The sequence below is a fragment of the Paracoccus halophilus genome, assembly GCF_000763905.1.
Taxonomy (GTDB): Bacteria; Pseudomonadota; Alphaproteobacteria; order Rhodobacterales; family Rhodobacteraceae; genus Paracoccus; species Paracoccus halophilus.
Window position 1 is genome coordinate 138,219 of the sequence record NZ_JRKN01000007.1, and the last position, 20,625, is coordinate 158,843.

Genomic DNA, 20,625 nt, shown 5'->3' on the forward strand with positions numbered 1-20,625 from the left:
TCGTTCAGGGCTTTTCATTATCATAATACGATAACGATTTCAAGTCATCGGGCAGATCGACCGAGCCGAACAACTCATCGAACACGTCGGCGAACCAGCGCTCGAACACCTGAATCTCGGCCTCGGTGATCGGCACGTCCTCGGGCCAGTCGTCAATGACCGGCAGCCGCTCGACATCGAAGAGATGGAGCGGGCGTCCGCGCGGCGGGCTGACGCGCGGCATTGGATCGTCGCTATAGTCGTAGAGATCGTCGGGGAGCGTTTTGGGGACCGGCTGGCGTGGGCGGCCCCCGCTGCTGTGACGGCGTTTCGTGGACATGGAATCCTCCCTGGTTCGCGGGATTTTTCGGCGGCTGGAAGCCCCGGATCAGGCGAAGCATGGAGGGGGATCGGCGGCCTGTAGCGTGCCGCATTTGCGTTGATGCGCTGGCGGCACCCCTCGCTTGCGGAGATGCCGCCAATGGGTCAGCCGGCCGAGCGCCGCGCCTTTGCGAAGCCGCGGTCCGTGGCGATGAACCGCTCCAGCATGGGCACGATCAGCCTGACGGGATCGGCGGCCGGCTGGCCGGTCTCGCGGGCCAGCACCTCGGCATAGGCGACCAGATCGCGGTGAAGTGGCGCGGGCAGCTCCAGGGTCACCTTTACGGGCTTGTCGTCGGGCAGCGGGCCGAGTTTCAGCTTGGTCATGGTCAACCTCCTGCCGGCTCGAATACAAGGTCGCGGGTCACGATGATCCTGACCGGGAAGCCGGGACGGATGGTCAGCGTGGGCGCGACCTGCAACTGGCGCTGGACGATCTGCTGGCCCGCCTGATTGACGGTATCCTGCGCGCCGTCGCGGATCGCACGGATCAGCCGGTCCTCGTCGCTGGTCGCCAGCTCCGTGCCGACTGCGAGCAGCGTGGATAGTCCTGCGGCCTTCATCAGATCCCACCAATGATAATCGACGCCATCCTCAAGCCCGGCATAGCCGCTGGCGTCCGTGCCCGGCAGGCGCTCCAGAACGATGGAACGGCCGCCCGGCAGGATCAGACGGTTCCACACCAAGAGCACGCGGCGCTGGCCGAAGGTCACGCCGTCGTCATATTGGCCGATGATGCGGGTGCCCTGCGGGATCAGCAGCAACGAGCCGGTCGGGCTGTCATAGACGTTCTCGGTGACTTGCGCCGTTATCTGGCCCGGAAGGTCGGAACGGATGCCGGTGATGAGCGCGGCCGGGATCACGGCCCCGGCCTGCAGGATATAGGGCGATGCCGGTGGAGTAACGCGATCCGGCGCGACGATCTGGCGGTCAACCGGGCCGCCCAGGAAGGCGGCATGACGGTTCTGCCCGGCCGTTCCCTCCGGTTGGCCGCCGAGACCGGCCAGGCCGGGCATGGTCGTTCCCGGCGTCGCTCCGGGGCGCGGGCCGGTCTGGAAGAACACATTGCTCAGGCGCGCGGCCTCTTCCTCTGCGCGGCGGCGTTCTTCCTCGGGATCGACAGCGGGCGTTGTGATCGCAGGCGTTGCGACCGGCTGGCCCCGCCTCTCGGCGTCGAGGATTGGACGGCCGAGATCGCCGGGCAGCGCGGGGCCGAGCACCGGGCCGGTGTAGTCTGAGGGCAAGCCCGTGAGTCCGTCCGCCGTGGGGCGGTTCTCGGTCGAATAGAGTTCTTCGCCGCCCGGTCCCGCATCACGGGTCTGAAGGGCATAGATCAGCGCCCCACCGATCCCGAGAAGCGCGACGGCGCCGACGCCAGCCAGCATCTTGCGGGACAGGCGGGTGACGCGAGGCGGTTCTGCGCGCAGTCGCATGGGCGCTGTGGTGTCGGTGATCGGGTTATCTGTCATGACGGCGAGTCTCCGGTGGCTTCGGGCTGAGCGGCGGCCTGTCGTTGCTCGATACGGACGATCCTGACGACCTGCTGGCGGTTGCCGCTGCCGAGGCGCAGTTCGGCCGCGCCAAACAGACGGTCCACGATCAGGACGTTCCGGTAGATGCGGGAATTGACGATCTGCGGCTCGCCGTCCGATCCGAGCACGAAGATCGGCGGCATTTCGCCCTGCACAATCCCGCGCGGGAAGACGACATAGACGCGGCGGCCGTCGTCGAAGACGGAAACCGGCCGCCATGGCGGGCTGTCGCCCTGCACCTGCAATCCGTAGCGATAGTTCCGCGCCGCCTCGGCCGGGATGACCGGCGCGGCCGGGACGGCCCGGCGCTGGCCTGCCGGTGGCGCTGGATAGGCCCAGGCGACGGCGGGCATGTAGAGCGATTCCCGCGCGCGCAGCTCGATCATGTAGGTTCGCCGGTCGGTGGTCACGACAAGGTTGGTCGAGATGTCGTCGCGGGTCGGTTTCACGAGGATATGGACGCGCCGGTTGGCACCATTGCCGCTCTCGGTATCGCCGATGATCCAGCGGGCGGTGTCGCCGGCCGCAATCGGTCCCGCGCCGGTCAGGCTCTCGCCTGGCTCCAATGCGATATTGGTAATCTGACCGGGCGCGGCATAGACCTGATAGAGCGCGCCTTCGCTCCACGGGTATATCTGGATGGCGTTGTAATAGCCTTCGCGGCGCGGCTCGACGCGGGCGGCGGCGTTGGCGTTCTCGATGCGGCCGGTCGGTGTGCCCGCCCTCTCGCCACCGCGCGCGACGGTCCAGGCGGGCGGGACATGCAGCGGCCGGGGTCGGTCCTCGGTCGAAACCGCAGGCGGCGACGGCAGCGGCGGCACGGCGTCGTCATAGGAGAATTGCGGCGTCCGGTTGGTGGCGCAGCCGGCCAGCACGGTCGCGGAAAGCAGCAACGCCGCCAGTGCGGGTTTACGGAAAACCGGAAATCCGGCTTTACGGAAATTCGTGCGGGTCATTGGCTCATCTCCCGCGACCATGAGATTGCGTTGACATAGATGCCGAGCGGATTGGCGCGGAGGCGTTCGGCGGTGCGCGGCGGCTGGATCACGATGGTCAGGATCGCGGTCCATCGCTCGGTGCCGGAAAGCTGGCCGTTTTCGTAATGGCGTTCGGTCCAGGCGATGCGGAAGGAACCCGGCGATGCCCGGATGACGCTGGACACATCGACGGCGATCTGTTGGCGGCCGACGCGCGTGAACGGATCGTTGGCGCGGGCATAGTCGTTCAGGGCCGCAGCGCCCCGGTCGGTGGTGAACTCGTAGGCGCGCAGCCAGTTCTGGCGCACGATGATCGCATCGGCCGGGATCGAGCGCACCTGCTCGATGAAACGGCCGAGATGGAAAGCAATCTGCGGATCGGTCGGCCGATAGTCGGCGTTGGCTGGCGCGACGGTCTGCGCCTGTCCTAGATTATCGACCTGCACCACCCACGGCACCACGGTCCCGCGCGCCGACTGCCAGACCAGCGCCGAGGCGAAGCCGGCCGAAAGGATGAGGGAGCCGAAGGCCATGAGCCGCCAGTTCCTCGCCTGCACGCGGGCCGAGCCGATACGCTCGTCCCAGATCTGCGCGGCCTTCTGATACGGGGTCTCGGGTTCCGGCGTCTTGCCGTAATGGGCTGCGGGTCGTTTGAAGATGCTCATGAGCGGTCACTTTCGGAAAGGTTGACGGAAGAGCCGGGTCCGTGGCTGTCGCCGGAGCGGACGGCGTGCGCGGCCATGGTCGTGCCGTGGTTCATGGCCTGCGAGCGCCGCATCCGCTGCGCCCAGGCAGGCGGTGCGCCTGTGGCCGAGGCGGACGCGGCAGGGGCGGATGCTTCCGCCGCGCCGCCGACCGTTCCCATGGTGGAGGTGCCACCACTCGCGCCGAAGCCGGCCCTCGCGCCTTCGGAGAAACTGGACTTGACGCTTTCGGACGCGCGGGAAGCGGCGCGTTTCAAGGGTGAGACGGCTGCCGATCCTGCCGCGCGAGCGACGCCGCCAACGCCGGAGGCGACACCGGTCGCGCCGGACTGGCCGAGCGAACCGAGGCTGTAGGCTGCCGACGCGGCCCCGGCGGTTGCCACGCCGCCGCGAACGGCCGCGGCCCCGCCGGACAGAGCGGCAGAGCCGCCTTTCGCGCCGAGCATCGCCGCGCCACCCGCCGCCGCACCGCCCGCCAGCACCATGCCGCCGGCGGCGAGGCCGGTGCCCACGGCCGCGCCCGCGCCGAGCTGGGGGCCGCCCGAGACAAGGCCGGTGGCGATGCCGGGTCCGAAGATGCCGAGGCCGAGCAGCGACAGGGCGGCGAGCACAATCGCCATGGCGTCGTCGATGGTCGGGGTCGCGCCGCCGAAACCGGCCGTGAACTGGCTGAACAGCGTTGAGCCGATGCCGATGATGACGGCCAGCACCAGAACCTTGATGCCGGAAGAGATCACGTTGCCAAGCACACGCTCGGCCATGAAGGCGGTCTTGCCGAACAGGCCGAAGGGGATCAGCACGAAGCCGGCCAGCGTGGTCAGCTTGAACTCGATCAGCGTGACGAAGAGCTGCACGGCGAGGATGAAGAAGGCGAGGATCACCAGCGCCCAGGCGAAGAGCAGGCAGGCGATCTGGATGAAGTTCTCGAAGAACGACCAGTAGCCCATGAGGTCGGAAATGGAATCGAGCAATGGTCGGCCGGCATCGAGGCCGGTCTGTGCCACCCGGCCTGGCCGCATGAGGTCGGCAGCGGAAAAGCCCGTGCCCGACGCCATGAGACCGAGACCGGCGAATGAGTCGAAGACGATGCGGGCGAGGTTGTTCCAGTTGCCGATGATGTAGGCGAAGACACCGACGAACAGGGTCTTCTTGACCAGCCTTGCGATAATGTCGTCATCCGCGCCCCAGGCCCAAAACAGCGCGGCAAGCGTCACGTCGATGACGATGAGCGTGGTGGCGATAAACGCCACTTCCCCACCGAGCAGGCCGAAGCCGGAATCTATGTAGCTGGTGAAGACCCCAAGAAACGAGTCGATGACGCCGGTTCCGCCCATGGATCACTGTTCCTCGTTCTGTCGCGGAGCGGTCTGCGCGGGCGTCCGGCCAAGAAAGCGGTCGCGGCTCTCGGCCCAAGCGGCGAGGCAAGCCGGATCGCTCGCCGCCGTTTCCCCAAGCTGCTGGCACCGGCGGAGCGTCGCGCGGAGCGGATCGGTCGGTGATTGCAGCGCCGGTGCGCTGCTGGCCGGCGCGGGATCGTCCTTGCGGGTCATCTCGATCACTGTGGCGGTGATGGCGATGGCGACGAATACGACAGCCCCGAGCCGGGCCAGCATCTTGCCGTCCATGGGCGTCCCCTCCCGTGGTCAGTTGTTGCCGTTGAACATCTGCGCATTGCCCGGCTGGTAGCCGCTGCCGGGGGTCAGGAAGCGCTCGCGCTGGACGCGGCCCTGTTCGGCGGCCGTGGCGCGCTCGGCCTCGATCAGCGCTTCCGACCGGCCGTTGGCGGCAAGCATGGCGATCAGGTCGGAAAGCTGCTGCGACTGGAGGGCGAGGATCTGATTGCCGGCCTGCGTGGCCTGTAATGCGCCGGTCGCGCCCTGGCTCCGGCCGACGAGCGCGGCCATCTCGGCGCGGTTGCTGTCGATATTGCCGACGACACCGGCTTGCACCTTCATGGCGTCTTGCAAGCCGCCGACCGTGTTTTGCCAACGGTCGCGCGCATCGGCGACAAGCTGGGCGTCGGTCGCCGACAGCGAGACGTTGCCGTATTGCTGCTGAAACGCCTGGTCGATGTTTTGCACATCGAACGCGATGTTCTGCGCGTCGCTGAGAAGCTGCTGGGTGCGGCTGACGTTCTGTTGAATCTGCTGGAGCGCGCTGTATGGCAAGCTCGCCAGATTCCTCGCCTGGTTGATAAGCATCTGCGCTTCGTTCTGGAGGCTGGTGATCTGGTTGTTGATCTGCTCCAGCGTCCGCGCTGCCGTGAGCACGTTCTGTGCATAGTTGCTCGGGTCATAGACGATGCGGCCGAAGCCGAATTGCGCATGGGCCGGGCTTGCCAGCATGGGCGACAGCGCGACGGGCACGGCGAGGACCGCCGCCGCGATCAACGCGGCGCGAGGGGTCGGGAAACGGATAATCATTGTGTGGACTCCTTTTCAGGCTGGGGGATGAGATTGGTAAGGTTCGGGATCAGGTCGGCCGCCCAATCGACGCCGCGCGCGCGCAGCCATGCGGCGAGGAAACCATCGCAGCCATGTTCGGCGACGATCTGCGCAATGAGCGTCTGGTCGGATTTGGCGGATGCGGCGCAGAGCGCGAGGCCGACTTCGGACAGGCCAAGCTCGAACAGTCGGTTGCCGCGCCGTGACTGGCAGTAGTAGTCGCGCTTGGGCGTGGCCCGTGCGAGGATTTCGATCTGGCGGTCATTCAGACCAAAGCGCCGATAAATGGCCGTGATTTGCGGCTCGATGGCGCGTTCGTTCGGCAGCAGGAGCCGCGTGGGGCAGCTCTCGATAATCGCGGGCGCGATGTTGCTGCCATCAATGTCGGACAGACTTTGCGTGGCGAAGATGACCGATGCGTTTTTCTTGCGCAGCGTTTTCAGCCATTCGCGGAGCTGGCCGGCGAACCCCTCGTCGTCGAGCGCAAGCCAGCCCTCGTCGATGATGAGCAGCGTGGGCCGTCCGTCGAGGCGGTCGCCGATGCGATGGAATAGGTAGGCGAGCACCGCCGGGGCCGCGCCGGTCCCGACCAGCCCCTCGATCTCGAAGGCTTGCACCTCCGCCGCGCCAAGATGTTCCGTCTCCGCGTCGAGCAACCGGCCATAGGCGCCGCCGACGCAGTAAGGCCGAAGGGCTTGCTTGAGGTCGTTGCTTTGCAGCAGGACCGCGAGGCCGGTGATGGTGCGTTCTCCGACCGGCGCGGACGCCAGCGAAGTCAGAGCCGTCCAAAGATATTCCTTGACCTCGGGCGTGATGGCGATGCCTTCGCGCATGAGGATGGCGGCGATCCAGTCCGCCGCCCATGCGCGTTCATAGGTGTCGTGGATGCGGGCAAGCGGCTGGAGCGAGACGGATGCCTCGGCCCCTTCTGTCAGCCCGCCACCAAGGTCGTGCCAATCCCCGCCCATGGCGAGCGACGCAGCGCGGATCGAACCGCCGAAGTCGAAGGCGAAAACCTGCGATCCCGCATAGCGCCGGAACTGCAAGGCCACGAGCGCCAGCAGCACGGATTTGCCCGCGCCGGTCGGGCCGACGACAAGGGTGTGGCCCACATCGCCGACATGGAGACTTAGCCGGAACGGGGTTGAGCCTTCAGTCTTTCCAAAGAGCAAAGGGGGTGCACCGAAATGCTCGTCCCGTTCCGGCCCCGCCCACACCGCCGATAGCGGGATCATGTGGGCGAGATTCAATGTGCTGATGGGCGGCTGCCGGACATTGGCGTAGGCATGGCCGGGAAGGCTGCCGAGCCATGCGTCAACCGCGTTGACCGTCTCGGCCATGGCGGTGAAGTCGCGGCCCTGAACGATCTTCTCGACCAGGCGCAGCTTCTCTTGCGCCACGCGCGGGTCGGCATCCCATACCGTCACCGTGGCGGTGACGTAGGCCATACCCGCTACGTCCGCCCCGAGTTCCTGCAAGGCCATGTCGGCGTCGAGCGCCTTGTTGGCGGCGTCGGTGTCCACAAGAGCGGACGCCTCGTTCGTCATGACCTCTTTCAAGATCGCGGCGACGCTCTTGCGCTTGGCGAACCATTGGCGACGGATGCGGGTCAGCAGCCGGGTCGCATCGGTCTTGTCGAGCAGGATCGCGCGCGTGCTCCACCTGTAGGGGAACGGCAGCCGGTTCATCTCGTCCAGCAGGCCCGGCGTGGTCGCGGTCGGGAATCCCACGATGGTCAGGACGCGCAGATGCGCGCCGCCAAGGCGCGGCTCCAGCCCGCCGGTCAACGGCTGGTCGGCGAGCAGCGCGTCGAGGTGCATGGGCACCTCGGGCACGCGCACGCGATGGCGGTTGGTCGAAATGGTGGAATGGAGGTAGGTCAGCGTTGCGCCGTCATCCATCCAACGGCACTCGGGCATGAAGCCGTCGAGCAGCGCCAGCACGCGGTCGGTGCGGTCGATGAAGCCGCGCAGCAGCTCCCACGGGTCCACGCCGGTTTTCTCGCGGCCCTCATAGAGCCATGTTTCCGCGCGGGCGGCTTCCTCAGCCGGGGGCAGCCAGAGGAAGGTGAGGAAATAGCCGGACACGAAATGCGCGTCTGCTTCCTCGAAACCGGCTTTGCGCTCCGCATCGACCAGCGCCGACGCGGGATCGGGAAATGTGCTGTCGGGATAGGTCGCCGCCTCGTTGCGCTGCGCCTCGACGAAGATGCTCCAGCCGGAGCCGAGACGGCGCACGGCATTGTTGATGCGGCCGGCGACGGCGACCAGTTCGGCCGCGACGGCGGAATCCAGATCGGGACCGCGAAACTTCGCCGTCCTCTGAAAACTTCCGTCCTTGTTCAAGACGACGCCGGAGCCGACCAATGCCGCCCATGGCAGATAGTCCGCGAGCCGGGTGGCGGTGTGGCGGTATTCGGCAAGGTTCATCATGGCCGCGCCCTCACACCGCCAGAAAAGCCGGGACGCGCAGATGCCTGCGTCCGACCTCGACAAATTGGGGATCGCGCTTCGCCGCCCACACGGCTGCGAAATGGCCGATGGCCCATATCGCAAGGCCGACCAGCCAGAGGCGCAGGCCGAGGCCCACGGCCCCGGCCAGCGTTCCGTTCATGATGGCGATGGCGCGCGGTGCGCCGCCAAGCAGGATATGCTCGGTCAGCGCCCGATGGACCGGGACCGAGAAACCCGGCACCGCGTCGAGCTGTTCGAGGCCGCCCGCCATCAAACGAGCGCCCCGCCGCCAAACGAGAAGAACGACAGGAAAAAGCTCGATGCGGCGAAGGCGATGGACAGGCCGAACACGATCTGGATCAGGCGGCGGAAGCCGCCGCTGGTATCGCCGAACGCCAGCGTCAGGCCGGTCACGATGATGATGATGACGGCGATGATCTTGGCGACCGGCCCCTCGATGGATTCGAGGATGGATTGCAGCGGCGCTTCCCATGGCATCGACGATCCCGAGGCATGGGCGGCCGGAGCCATGAAGAGGCTGACATAGGTGAAGGCCGCGGCCGTGGCGACGTGGCGACGGATGCGCATGGCATGACGGATCATTCGGGGTCTCCAGTTCTGATGGGGGTTGCCAAAGGGCTGAGATGCGTGATGCGGTAGTCGCCGTCCGGCCCCAGCCCTTCGACGCGGGCGAGTTCGGCCAGCCGGCGCGCGGAACCGCGCCCGGAAAGGACGGCAACAAGGTCGATGGTCTCGGCGATCAGCGCGCGCGGGACAGTGACGACGCCCTCCTGAATGAGCTGTTCAAGACGGCGGAGCGCACCGATGCCGGTGCCGGCGTGGATGGTGCCGATGCCGCCGGGGTGTCCCGTTCCCCAGGCTTTGAGCAGGTCGAGGGCTTCCGATCCGCGCACCTCGCCGATGGGGATGCGGTCGGGGCGCAGGCGCAGCGAGGAACGGACCAGATCGGAAAGGGTCGCTACGCCGTCTTTCGTCCGCATCGCGACGAGGTTGCGCGCGGCGCATTGCAGCTCGCGCGTGTCCTCGATGATGACGACACGATCCGCGCCCTTGGCGATTTCGGCCAGAAGCGCGTTGGTCAGTGTGGTCTTGCCGGTGCTGGTGCCACCCGCCACGAGGATGTTGGCGCGGGAAGAAACGGCCGCGCGTAACGTCGCGGCCTGGTCGGCAGACATGATGCCGGCCGCCACATAGTCATCGAGGCTGAACACCGCGACAGCCGGCTTGCGGATGGCGAAGGCCGGCGAGGAAACCACCGGGGGAAGCAAGCCTTCAAAGCGTTCGCCGCTCTCGGGAAGTTCGGCCGAGACGCGGGGACTGCGGGCATGAACCTCGACGCCGACATGGTGTGCGACCAGGCGCACGATGCGCTCGCCATCGGCCGGCGACATCGTTTCGCCCGTATCCGCCAGCCCTTCGGAAAGACGGTCGATCCAGATGCGGCCATCCGGGTTCAGCATGACCTCGACCACGGCCGGGTCTTCCAGAAACCGGGCAATGGCCGGGCCAAGCGCGGTGCGCAACATCCGCGCGCCGCGCTGGATTGCCTCCGGTCTATGATGTGTGGCAGTCATGTCGGCCCCGCTTTCGACGGGGCGCGCGACAGTCGGTCCCCGCATCGGGGTCGATTAAAAGAACCTGATTTTGGGCCGACTCAACAACTATTTACGCGTGTGCGGCCATCGGCGGTGATCGGCGGCAAATAGGACGGTTTGAAAATTCAGGGTCGGTCGTTATCGGGGGCGGACGGCCGCTGCGCGGGACTGTCCCCAAGCGAATCGACATCGCGCGACAGCTCCTTGAGGAATCTGTCTCCGGTGGCGAGCCGCTTGCCGAGGGTCTGAATGAAGCCCTCGAACCGTTCCACGCCTTTCGCGCGGGCAGACGATTGCCCGGTGTCGGAGATCGGCGGCGTGATCGTCAGCCAGAACTGGACGAACAGCGAAAGCGTCTCGCCGAGCACGGCGAGATCTTCGTCGAGCCCGTCCATCTGTCGTCCGAGCCTGTCCAGACGGCGCGTCATGGCCGCCTCCAGCCGATCCGCCGCGTCGCCGGACAGGAAGGAAGCGACGGACGCCTCCACGATGGCGGATTTGGAGACATTGCGGCGCAGCGCAAGCATCTCGACCTGTTGCAGCAATTCGGGATCGAAATAGACGTTCATGCGGGTTCGTGTGGTCATGGGCGGGTTCCTCAAAGCTCGATCCCGTCATCGGGGTTCATTGACGCCTGCCGGGCGACCGCGCGCATGCGCTGACGCAGGGCGCGGGCCTTGGCAGCGTCCAGGTCCGGTTCGTCGTCAAGGATGTCGAACTCCCGTGCCGGAGACGGCGGCGGAACGATTTCCTCATGCTCGGGTAATTCCGGTTCGCGGCGGATGCCGGCATTGGCCGGATCGCCTTCCGTCCCGTTGGCCGTGGACTGGGCATCGCCCTTCTGCGCGACCACGCGGCTCGTCCAGTCGTCGGGTGACGGCCTCATAGCGGAATCGGAAGCCGGATCGGGCGGAGCCAGGAGGCGTTCGGTGAACCGCGAATCCTCGAAGTAGCGCGCCTTGGTGGCGCGGATCGGCGGCGTGCCCGCGACCATGACGATTTCGTCGGTAGGTGGAAGTTGCATGATTTCGCCTGGCGTGAGCAGCGGCCGGGCCGTCTCCTGCCGGGAAACCATCAAATGCCCGAGCCAGGGTGCGAGGCGATGGCCGGCATAGTTGGTGGAATCCCGTAGCTCGGTCGCGGTGCCGAGCGCGTCGCTCACCCGCTTGGCCGTGCGCTCGTCGTTGGTCGCGAAACTCACGCGGACATGGCAATTGTCGAGGATCGAATTGTTTTGGCCGTAGGCGCGCTCGATCTGGTTGAGACTCTGCGCGATCAGGAAGGATTTGATCCCGTAGCCCGCCATGAAGGCGAGTGCGGATTCAAAGAAGTCGAGCCGACCGAGCGCTGGAAACTCGTCCAGCATCAACAGCAGCCGATGGCGCTTGCCGGAGGTGTTCAAATCCTCAGTCAGCCGGCGGCCGATCTGGTTGAGGATCAGGCGGATAAGCGGCTTGGTGCGGTTGATGTCGGACGGCGGCACGACCAGATAGAGACTGACCGGCTCTTTGCTGCCGACCAGATCGGCAATGCGCCAGTCGCAGCGGGCCGTCACCCGCGCCACCACGGGATCGCGGTAGAGGCCAAGAAACGACATGGCGGTGGAGAGCACACCCGACCGCTCGTTCTCGGACTTGTTCAGCAGCTCGCGCGCGGATGACGCAATGACGGGATGAACGTCGGCCTCGCCGAGATGCTGCGTGTCCATCATGGCGCGTAAGGTCGCCTCGACCGGACGACGCGGATCGGACAGGAAGTTGGCGACGCCCGCCAAGGTCTTGTCCGGCTCGGCATAGAGCACATGCAGGATCGCACCGACAAGCAGGCTGTGGCTGGTCTTTTCCCAATGATTGCGTTTGTCCAAGCTGCCTTCGGGATCGACCAGAATATCCGCGATGTTCTGAACGTCGCGGACTTCCCATTCTCCTTGCCGGACTTCCAGCAGCGGATTGTAGGCGGACGATCTGGCGCTGGTCGGATCGAACAGCAGGACGCGGCCATGCTTCGCCCGGAAGCCTGCCGTCAGCGTCCAGTTCTCGCCCTTGATGTCGTGGACGATGCAGCTTCCCGGCCAGGTCAGTAGCGTCGGCACCACCAGCCCGACGCCTTTGCCGCTGCGGGTCGGGGCGAAGCATAGCACGTGCTCGGGGCCGTCATGGCGCAGGTAGTCTTGTGTATGTCGGCCGAGCACCACGCCATCCGGCCCGAGCAATCCGGCCGCGCGGATTTCCTTGTCCTCCGCCCATCGCGCCGATCCATAGGTGGCGACGTTCTTTGCCTCCCGCGCGCGGATGATCGACATAAAGATGGCGGCGGCGATGGCAATGAAGCCGCCGGACGCGGCGATGATCGCACCTTCGACGAAGATCGCGGGCGCGTAGGCGTCGAACGAAAACCACCACCAGAAGAAGGCCGGCGGATAATAGATCGGCCAGCCGGCCAGATCGAACCATGGATTGCCAAGCTGCGGCTGAAAGCCGAGGCGGAAGGCAACCCATTGCGTCGCCGCCCAGGTCATCACCAGAACGATGGTGAAAACCACCGCGATCTGGCCCCATAAGATTCGACCTCCGCGCATCCAGGCTCCAGTATGCAAAAGGGACGGAGCCGATCAGAGAGTAGTCAGAATCGGGATGGGCAACAGGAAAGAGGATGCCGGAGGGTTGCCGGATACTATCGGCGGTAAATAGGACGGGTTGCCTCGGGACCGTCGCCGATGCTGGTGCCTATGCCGGCTGGCGGAAACGAATCGCTGCTAGAAGTCAGTAGGTGCGGGACGGACGGCCCATGTCGCTGGCGAGCGTGAGCAGGTTGCGAAGCGCCGTGCTGCGGTTGGTCGGCGACCAGATCGCCGAGAACGTGATCGGCTCCGGCTCGTCGGCGAACGGCAGAAAGACGACGCCGGACGTCGGCAGCAGTGCCGTGGCCGCGCCGACGATGGTGATGCCGAAGCCCTGTCCGACCAAGGACAACAGGGTGCCGCGCCCCACGTCGAAACGCAGGATCGACGGCGAGGGCCAGCTTCCGGCGAGGCGCAGAACGATATGGTCATGCGCTTGCGGGCCGGTGCCGCCATGCCGGACAAGGAACGTCTCGCTGACCAGATCGGCCCATGTGACGGTTGCCTGCCCGGCAAGACGGTGCTGCTCCGACAGGACGGCGACCAGCGGCTCCGTCCAAATGAGGCGGGAATTGCAGTCGGGCAGTTCGGGTGTGCCGGCCACGAAAACTATGTCGAGCATGTTGGCACGTAGCTGCATGACGGTATCGCGGGCCGTGCCCTCGGCGATTTCGACCTCGATGCCGGGGTGGTCTTCCCGAAACCGCCCGATCAGTTCGGCGAGGAAGCTGCGCGGGATCAGGGCATGGATGCCGATACGAAGCCGGCCGCACTCACCCACCGCCGCCATGCTCGCAGTCTTCACCGCATGGTCGAGTTGATCGACGCCGGCCGCGATCCGCTCGACGAAGTGGCGTCCCGCCTCGGTCAACCGGACGCCGCGCGCATGGCGCTCGAATAGGAGGATGCCAAGGTCTTCTTCCAGCGCTTTCACGCGGGCGCTGACGCTGGATTGCGCCACACCGAGCGCATTGGCAGCGTGGCGGAAGTTAAGATATTCGGCGACAGCAAGCGTTTGGATCAGCGACGCGAGGGGGATACGCGATCCGAGCGCGGTCGGCGTTCCCCATGGATGATCATTGAGCGGGTTGGATCGCCGCCTGCGCATACCGCCCTCCTATCCACGGAACTCGTGCGCGTGATCCAGAACCCAGCTTTCAAACGATCTAGGATCATGGCCTGTAAGCATTCGGACCGAGGAAGTAACCGGCTCGGGCTTGTCTATAAACTCCTGCCAGCTTTCCATGATGTATTCGGCGAGTTCCAGGTCACCAAACTCTTGAGCGAGGCGATCACGGGCTTCTTCAAACGGTTCTTCGTCCCAATTCAGATTTCGACCAATGGTCTTTCCGATGATCTTTACCTGATCGACCTGCCGCAATGCGCTTGGCCCCGTTAGGGTATAGCGTTGCCCGGTGTGAGTTTTGTCGATCAGCGTTGCGGCGGCGGCATCCGCGATGTCCGCCTCATGTATCAGTGAGCGTGTCGCGTTTGCGAAGGGCCAGCGAACCGTATCGCCCGACTGGATTTGTGGTATCCACATGCGAACATTCTTCGCAAATCCCGTGCAACGTAGGATCGTCCATTCTGCAACGGCCTGCTCAATGGCATTTTCCATGATCGCCCACGACGAAGTAGGCTCGGCCGCTGCCGCCTCTGCGGAAAGATAGGTAACGCGCGCGCCTGAGGCACCGAGTATCCGGCCTATATCGCCGCCCGCCTCGGCTGTCTCCGAACCCGACAGGGAAGGCCAGAGCCAGAAAACGGCGTCCGCTCCTGCGACCGCGTTTTCTACCGACGACAGATTTTCTATATCCATCGCCACGCTTCGCACTCCCTCCGGCAAGGAGGCCCGTGTTTGATCGCGCACCGCTGCGACGACTTCGACCTGTTGTGAATGAAGGTTGCGAACCAGATGTTTCCCGACCGAACCCGTAGCGCCTGTGACGACGATCATATTCCTACTCCTTTGCGCTGATTTCTGCGGTGGCTTCGGTGGCCACCGTTGATTGAAGCTCGTGTTTGCTGGGTGCAGACCGCATGAGCCAAGGCACCAGAAGGGCAAGGGCAACCATCATGATTGCTCCGACCGCCGCTGCCGTGGTGAAGCCGGACGTGAAGGCTTGCCGGGCGCTCAAACGAAGCGCATCGGCGGCTGGTCCAGTGAGGGTGTCGGACACCGATATAGCCGCACCGAGCGTTTGCGCTGCCGCTTCCTGCAATGCTTCTGGAAGTTCAGCAGGAAGTGACAACGAAGCGCGGTAAATCACCGTTCCCAGCGTTCCCGTGAGTGCAATACCTAACGCCGCACCGAGTTCGGAGCCGGTTTCTGAAAGCGCGGATGCTGCTCCTGCGCGCTCTATCGGCGCGGCAGCCACCACCACATCTGTCGAAAGCGACATGATTGTCGTTACGCCGGTCCCCAGCAGAGAGCCGCCGATCAACACGATGGCTAGACCGTCCTGCGGCGGTGTCGTCGCTGTAACCGCCAAGCCGCCAGCAGCCAGAGAAAACCCGACGAACAAGGTTCGCGAAAGGCCCCACCGTGCGACAACAATCGTTGCAGCCATCGCACCGGCCATTGACGCAAGCGTAAGTGGAACCATCCAAAGCGCAGCAGCCAGCGGAGACATGGACAGCACGAGCTGGAGATACTGCGCCAGATACATGGTTGGGCCGGTCAATGCCAACATTCCCAATGTAACCGTGAGTATACCGGCAACGAACTTTCTGCGCCGAAACAGAGTGAAGTCGATCAGCGGCTGGCGTGCCGAGCGTTGTTGCACGAGGAAGCCCAGCGATAGAATCAAGCTGAGCAAGAGGAACGATCCGCTGGTGGCGGACCAGATACCCGCTTCTGCCCCCTTTTTGAGCGCGTAAATGAACGCGAGAACCGCCGCTAATGAGAGGGCTGCCCCAAAGAGATCGAAGCCGCCTTGTTCGTCGTGGCGATGCTCCGGCACGAGCTTCGGTGCGACAACGAGCAGGATGATGATGACCGGGACATTGATGAGGAAGACAGAACCCCAATCGAAGTAGCTTAGCAGCACACCTCCCACCACCGGGCCGAGAACCCCGCCACCTGCAAAGGCGGCGGTCCATAGCCCGATTGCGCGTGTTCTTTCTTCCGGGTCATGGAAAACGCTGCGGATCAGTGCCAGCGTTGATGGCATCAACGTAGCGCCGCCAACCCCCATCAGCGCGCGGGCCGCGATAAGAAACTCGGGGCTTGGCGCAAATGCTGCCAGCAACGATGCCACCCCGAATAGCGAGGCTCCGGCGAGCAACAGCCTGCGGCGACCGATCTTGTCGCCAAGGCTTCCCATCACGATAAGAAGTCCTGCCAGCACGAAGCCGTAGATGTCGAGTATCCAAAGCATCTGACTGCTGCTTGGCGTCAGATCGGCGCTGATGTGGGGGACTGCCAAGTAGAGGACCGATAGGTCCATGGAAACAAGCAGGACTGGCAACACCAAGGCCCCAAGGGCAAGCCAACGTCGCTGAGCTGCTTGAACATCCTGCACATCTTCGGGATCGGGCACGACTGACCTCTTATAAACGGACACTTCATCCGCTTAAATGGACATTGTGTCCGCTTGAGTCAAGTGCTAGCCTGAAACCATGATAACCCCATCCTCCCGTCCTCTCCGCGCGGACGCACGCCGCAACCGTGATCTGATCGTAGAAGCCGCTCGGGCAGCGTTCGCCTCCAAGGGTGTCGATGCTCCGTTGGAAGAAATCGCTAAAACGGTAGGAGTTGGCCAAGGCACGCTCTACCGTCACTTCCCGACGCGGGAAGACTTGATAGCGGCAGCAATACAGGATGACGTGGATCAGCTAGTCCGAAATTCGGAAAAGTATGCGCAGGGGCGCGATCCATTCGACGCGCTCGCTGCATGGCTTCGGGAAATAGCCATGTTTTCCAGAACTTACAGCGGGCTTCCGAATCGCGTCCTCGATGCCTCTGCGGGAAAATCAGGAAGCTTCGCCGTGGTGTGCGGCTCGTTGGAAAGCCTGACGGATCGCATTCTGGTTCGCGCTAAGGAGGCCGATCAGATTCGGGCGAACGTCACGGCCGAAGATGTGTTCCTACTGGCAAACGCTATTGCATGGAGCCTCACGAAAACACCTGGCACCGAATTGCTCGACAAGCATATTGATATTCTATTGCGGGGAATTGCGTCTGGAACAGGCGCGGCGTCATGATAGCCCGCTCAACACGCTTTGCGTGATGCCCGGCCGCCAAGATCGTCCGTCACAAGGACTACAGCCCCAACCCCCTCTGCCTTCCCAATTGCCACGACACCGAACCACCCTGCACAACGCCCATGACCTCGCGGCCGAGCTGGCGGTCGATGACCGGCCGCCAGGGGACAAGGGTGAACTCGTGCGCCTTCTCGACGATGGCGAACTTGCCGCTCGATAGCTGCACGGTGTTGGTGAACTTGCCGCTGACGGTCTCGCCATCCGCGGCGGCACGGAACGGCAGAGCCTTGTCATGCGCCATCTCGGCACCGACACGCGCGACCTCCCGCGTGCGCAGTGTGGCGAGAAGATTGCGCCGATAGAAGGTTCGGCCGTCCGGCTGGCGCGAGGCATCTCCGCGCTTGATGTGATGCTCGCGACGACGGTCCATCGCCTCTTGTACCTGCTGACCGAAGCCAACCGGCGCTAGATCGGAAACGTCTGGCGAAACCAGCCGCCGGTCGAGCCAGGTCGAGCCATCGGCACCGATTTGCTTTTCCAGACCGAAGGCCGACAGGAGGCGCACGCTGGCCTGCCGGGTGCGGCGGGCATCATAGGCGGCGGCACGGCTCTCGAAGTCGTCCGGGATGCGCCATTGATCGGCGCCGATGCGCTCCGCGATCCCGGCCCGGCGCAATGCCTCCAGCCGGCGCACATGGGCATCGACATAGCCCTCGTAGTCACCACCCGGAACGCGGCCCTCGAACTTCGCCTGCTCCAGATGGCGACTCGGTCGATAGATACCGTCCTCGGCGATGGCCGCAATGGTGCGGTCGGAGGGTCGGGCCGTCGCCTCGGCACGTCCGATCTCGATGACGCCGCCGATCCGGGCATCCTCCAACTGCATGGGGTCGATGTTGGCGATGTGGTGCGTCCGCCCGTCGATCCCGTCCACGACGATGGTGAGATTGACGCCCAGTTCGTTGGCGAGATATTTGTCGAGGACGCGGCCGGTGACAGGCGTGGCGGGTGCGCCCTCATGGATACGGAAGGTCATGGGATCGCGTTCGATCCCATCGGCGGCGAGCGACTTTTGCATGGTGCGGATAATGTCGCCGCGCTCTCCCAGCTCGCGCAGGGTCGGTTCCAGCCGCTCGCTCAATTCCCAGACGCCGGGCGCATGTTCGGTGGCGAGGCCCATGCGCCCCAGCTTGGACAGCCGGCGAAGGCGAAGCGTGCGCTCAAACTGCCGCTTCGGCTCTCCGGGTTCGTGGCGCAGGTCAAGAAACCGCGCATCGGCTTCCTCGGCCATGGCCCGGTCGATGCCGGTGAAACGATCCTGGTCGATCTCGGCGGTGAGTTTGCGGCTCTGCTCGATCTCGCTGACATGACCGAGTTCCAGCGTTGCCAACTCGCTGGCCCGCTCGCGAATACCATGAACGATGTAATCGCCGTTGATCACCAGATCCTGCCCCAGCTCGTCCTTGCCCCGGACGATGACATGCACATGGGGGTGGCCGGTGTTGTAGTGATTGACCGCGACCCAATCGAGCCGGGTGCTAAGATCGGCTTCCATCCGGCCCATGAGGTCGCGGGTATAGGCCGTGAGGCTGGACAGCTCCGCACCGTCCTCGGGCGAGACGATGAACCGGAACTGGTGGCGGTCGTCCTGGCCGCGTTCAAGGAAAGCACCGCCATCGGCGCAGTGCTCGGCGCGCGAATAAAGCTGCCCTCGCTCGCCGTCGCGCGATGTGCCGTCGCGCTGGATATAGCGCAGATGGGATTGCGCCTTCCGGCCCTTTCCGGGGTGAAGGATGTAGCGCTGCTGGACCATGACACGCCTCGCACCCGGCTGCCGGTGATGCCAGCCGCCACCGAGATTGCGGGTGCGGACAAAGACCGCGCCGCGCCCGCGCTTCAAGCCCTTGCCGCTCGACAGGACAACACCCGAACCCGCCGGGGTCGCGGGCGTGAACGCCGCCGTTCCGAAACCGACGCGGGGCGAGGTGCGGCGCTGCTGCCGCGCGATCTTCTTGGCCTGGGTGAGAAAGCTCTTTGTCTTGCCCGCGCGCGGCGTGTCCGAGCGGATGCGGCCGGGCTTGGGCCGAAAGCGGTTTTCGTCGTCGGCGCTCATGGATGCGCCTCCCACCGAAATCGCGGAAAATCGGGCAATCGGCGGGTATGGTGCCGGTCGAAACCCAGAGACGCCAAGGCGTTGCGCGAAATCGCGGCACTGCACGCCTCAAAGCAACAGTGCCGGAAACGGCCACCTAACCAGTGTGCAGACAACAAGAATTTCGGAAACCGGCCCGACATGGTGCCGGTTCCTTCAATCTTGCCCTCCCTTCTTACCGCCCTTTTCGCCTTTCCCGCCGGGATTCCAGCCAGGCGCAAACCTGCCTGACTGGACACCGGAATGGATCGCGCCGTGCGCCGGATCGCCGTCCTCATGGCGTTCCCCCGTCCTCCGCGCGGGCCACGAAAATGCTGCCGGTTTCCGGCTCCGCATCGACGGGACCGCGCACCGGAACGGTCGCGCGGTCGTCGCCGGATTGCGCCCCGAATGGCGGCGCGGCGACAGTCCGCGCGTCGGCAGAGCGCGTGACGAAAAGCGGAGCTTCGCGCCAGCCGGGCGGTGGCGGCGCTGCATCGGGAGAAGCCTCGCCGCCGAGGACCGGCGCGAGCGCAGCGACATAGGCGCGGGTCTCCGGTGGCAATGCGCGGCCGGTCGCAAGGTATTCGTCGTAGCGACCGGGACCGGCATTGTAGGCCGCCAGCATCGCCGCGACATTGCCGTAGCGGTCGAACATCTCGCGCAGATAGGCCGTGCCTGCGAGGATGTTATCGCGCGGGTCGTAGGGATCGCGGCCGAGCCGATGACGGATGCGCAGGCCCGCCCAGGTGTCGGGCATGACCTGCATCAACCCCATCGCGCCGGCCGATGACACCGCGCGCACGTCGCCCACGCTCTCAGTGCGCAGCACGGCGATAATCCAGTGCTCGGGGATGCCGAAGCGCCGCGCCGCGTCCGCAATGTGGGCGGCGTGGGGATCGACGGCGGCGGTTCGGACCATCGGCGTCGATTGCGCAACGGCCATTGTCGATCCCGCGCCGAGCGACAGCATGGCGGCGGTCAGCAGAACGGCATAACGCCATGCCGCCCTGTCTCCGCTTTGAGACCAGCCTGCCAGCGTGCTCGCTGCGGTCAAGGGCAAGGCGCAAGCGCCGGCGAAACGCCGCCCCTGACCTTCGCTGCGCGCGCCGGCGGTCTTGCGCCTGAGCGGGACGACGGGATGAAACGGTCTTTCCGCGAACAACGGGATGAGAGTTCTGAGCGCGGGGATGACGCGGGATCGCATGGCCTTAGTCCCGCTCGTCGCGCGGCTTCGGGCGGCTCCAGTGTAGCGACCACGACGCGCCCGCGTCGTCGTCGCGGAACAGGTTGGCGCGGATCGGATGCGGGAATGTGGGATCGTCCAGCAGCACGGAAAGATATTCGCCGGCCTTCTCGCCAGTGCGTTTCCAGGCCGCGCCGACCTCCGGGCCGGTTTCGTTGCTCATGGCGTCGAAGAGGTGAACGCGATAATTCGGTGCGTTCTCCGCGTCGGACGGCTCTGCCGCGACGATGATGATGTCCTGATGCAGCAAGAGCGTTCCGAGGTGTCCGATGAAGCCGGCCTCGTCGCGCGCAAATTCACCAATCTGGGGCATGACAGTCTCCTTGGCGGTGAGGT

At 65.1% G+C, this 20,625-nt stretch carries 21 protein-coding genes; 1 reads left to right on the forward strand and 20 read right to left on the reverse strand.

Annotated features, from left to right (window positions below):
• Positions 1-4 precede the first annotated feature (4 nt).
• The 17 genes from IT41_RS07330 to IT41_RS07410 all read right to left on the reverse strand — a co-directional run bounded on the left by IT41_RS07330 (position 5) and on the right by IT41_RS07410 (position 16,248).
• Positions 5-319, reverse strand: coding sequence for a hypothetical protein (locus tag IT41_RS07330; protein ID WP_139221608.1), 315 nt, complete (start codon positions 317-319; stop codon positions 5-7).
• A 146-nt stretch (positions 320-465) separates the two neighbouring features.
• Complete coding sequence (locus tag IT41_RS07335; protein ID WP_036739956.1) at positions 466-687, reverse strand: DUF2274 domain-containing protein; 222 nt, start codon at positions 685-687, stop codon at positions 466-468.
• Between the two features lie 2 nt (positions 688-689).
• Entirely contained in the window at positions 690-1,829 is a 1,140-nt protein-coding gene (locus IT41_RS07340; RefSeq protein WP_036739957.1) for a TraB/TrbI/VirB10 family type IV secretion system protein, read from the reverse strand.
• Positions 1,826-2,848: a P-type conjugative transfer protein TrbG gene (trbG, locus tag IT41_RS07345; RefSeq protein ID WP_036739959.1), complete on the reverse strand. Its 1,023-nt coding sequence runs from the start codon at positions 2,846-2,848 to the stop codon at positions 1,826-1,828. Before trbG ends, IT41_RS07340 begins: the two co-directional genes overlap by 4 nt.
• The gene (gene trbF, locus IT41_RS07350) at positions 2,845-3,534 is read right to left on the reverse strand and encodes a conjugal transfer protein TrbF (RefSeq protein WP_036739963.1); all 690 of its coding nucleotides are present in this window, start codon (positions 3,532-3,534) and stop codon (positions 2,845-2,847) included. The genes trbG and trbF overlap by 4 nt, the downstream gene beginning before the upstream one ends.
• Positions 3,531-4,907 carry a P-type conjugative transfer protein TrbL gene (gene trbL / locus IT41_RS07355; RefSeq protein ID WP_036739965.1) on the reverse strand — a complete coding sequence of 459 codons (1,377 nt, stop codon included), beginning with the start codon at positions 4,905-4,907 and terminating at the stop codon, positions 3,531-3,533. Before trbL ends, trbF begins: the two co-directional genes overlap by 4 nt.
• A gap of 3 nt (positions 4,908-4,910) precedes the next feature.
• Positions 4,911-5,198 (reverse strand): putative entry exclusion protein TrbK-alt, encoded by a 288-nt coding sequence (gene trbK-alt, locus IT41_RS07360; protein ID WP_036739967.1) that lies wholly within the window; start codon positions 5,196-5,198, stop codon positions 4,911-4,913.
• 18 nt (positions 5,199-5,216) lie between these two features.
• Positions 5,217-5,996, reverse strand: a complete 780-nt coding sequence (trbJ, locus tag IT41_RS07365; RefSeq protein WP_036739969.1) for a P-type conjugative transfer protein TrbJ — start codon at positions 5,994-5,996, stop codon at positions 5,217-5,219.
• Positions 5,993-8,449 (reverse strand): conjugal transfer protein TrbE, encoded by a 2,457-nt coding sequence (gene trbE, locus IT41_RS07370; protein WP_036739972.1) that lies wholly within the window; start codon positions 8,447-8,449, stop codon positions 5,993-5,995. Before trbE ends, trbJ begins: the two co-directional genes overlap by 4 nt.
• 10 nt (positions 8,450-8,459) lie before the next feature.
• Positions 8,460-8,741, reverse strand: coding sequence for a VirB3 family type IV secretion system protein (locus tag IT41_RS07375; protein WP_036739975.1), 282 nt, complete (start codon positions 8,739-8,741; stop codon positions 8,460-8,462).
• Complete coding sequence (locus tag IT41_RS07380) at positions 8,741-9,073, reverse strand: TrbC/VirB2 family type IV secretion system protein (protein ID WP_036739977.1); 333 nt, start codon at positions 9,071-9,073, stop codon at positions 8,741-8,743. Before IT41_RS07380 ends, IT41_RS07375 begins: the two co-directional genes overlap by 1 nt.
• Positions 9,070-10,017, reverse strand: a complete 948-nt coding sequence (gene trbB / locus IT41_RS07385; RefSeq protein ID WP_425320045.1) for a P-type conjugative transfer ATPase TrbB — start codon at positions 10,015-10,017, stop codon at positions 9,070-9,072. The genes IT41_RS07380 and trbB overlap by 4 nt, the downstream gene beginning before the upstream one ends.
• Positions 10,018-10,211: 194 nt before the next feature.
• Positions 10,212-10,655 carry a ribbon-helix-helix domain-containing protein gene (locus tag IT41_RS07390; protein WP_425320044.1) on the reverse strand — a complete coding sequence of 148 codons (444 nt, stop codon included), beginning with the start codon at positions 10,653-10,655 and terminating at the stop codon, positions 10,212-10,214.
• A gap of 29 nt (positions 10,656-10,684) precedes the next feature.
• Positions 10,685-12,664: a conjugal transfer protein TraG gene (locus IT41_RS07395; protein WP_036739981.1), complete on the reverse strand. Its 1,980-nt coding sequence runs from the start codon at positions 12,662-12,664 to the stop codon at positions 10,685-10,687.
• Positions 12,665-12,848: 184 nt separating this feature from the next.
• Positions 12,849-13,814, reverse strand: coding sequence for a LysR family transcriptional regulator (locus IT41_RS07400; RefSeq protein ID WP_052081338.1), 966 nt, complete (start codon positions 13,812-13,814; stop codon positions 12,849-12,851).
• A 9-nt stretch (positions 13,815-13,823) separates the two neighbouring features.
• Positions 13,824-14,663 (reverse strand): SDR family oxidoreductase, encoded by an 840-nt coding sequence (locus IT41_RS07405; protein ID WP_036739983.1) that lies wholly within the window; start codon positions 14,661-14,663, stop codon positions 13,824-13,826.
• Between the two features lie 4 nt (positions 14,664-14,667).
• Positions 14,668-16,248, reverse strand: a complete 1,581-nt coding sequence (locus IT41_RS07410) for an MFS transporter (RefSeq protein ID WP_197055983.1) — start codon at positions 16,246-16,248, stop codon at positions 14,668-14,670.
• Between the two features lie 79 nt (positions 16,249-16,327).
• Between IT41_RS07410 and IT41_RS07415 the strand changes: the two genes are divergently transcribed.
• Positions 16,328-16,912 (forward strand): TetR/AcrR family transcriptional regulator, encoded by a 585-nt coding sequence (locus tag IT41_RS07415; protein WP_036739985.1) that lies wholly within the window; start codon positions 16,328-16,330, stop codon positions 16,910-16,912.
• 58 nt (positions 16,913-16,970) lie between these two features.
• Here the strand turns inward: IT41_RS07415 and IT41_RS07420 are convergent, their stop codons facing one another.
• From IT41_RS07420 to IT41_RS07430, 3 genes are all read right to left on the reverse strand, one after another.
• A complete protein-coding gene (locus tag IT41_RS07420; protein ID WP_036739987.1) occupies positions 16,971-19,025 on the reverse strand; it encodes a relaxase/mobilization nuclease domain-containing protein in 2,055 nt (684 codons plus the stop codon).
• Positions 19,026-19,338: 313 nt separating this feature from the next.
• A complete protein-coding gene (locus tag IT41_RS07425) occupies positions 19,339-20,250 on the reverse strand; it encodes a lytic transglycosylase domain-containing protein (RefSeq protein WP_036739988.1) in 912 nt (303 codons plus the stop codon).
• Between the two features lie 4 nt (positions 20,251-20,254).
• The gene (locus tag IT41_RS07430; RefSeq protein WP_036739989.1) at positions 20,255-20,602 is read right to left on the reverse strand and encodes a DUF736 domain-containing protein; all 348 of its coding nucleotides are present in this window, start codon (positions 20,600-20,602) and stop codon (positions 20,255-20,257) included.
• Between the last annotated feature and the right edge of the window lie 23 nt (positions 20,603-20,625).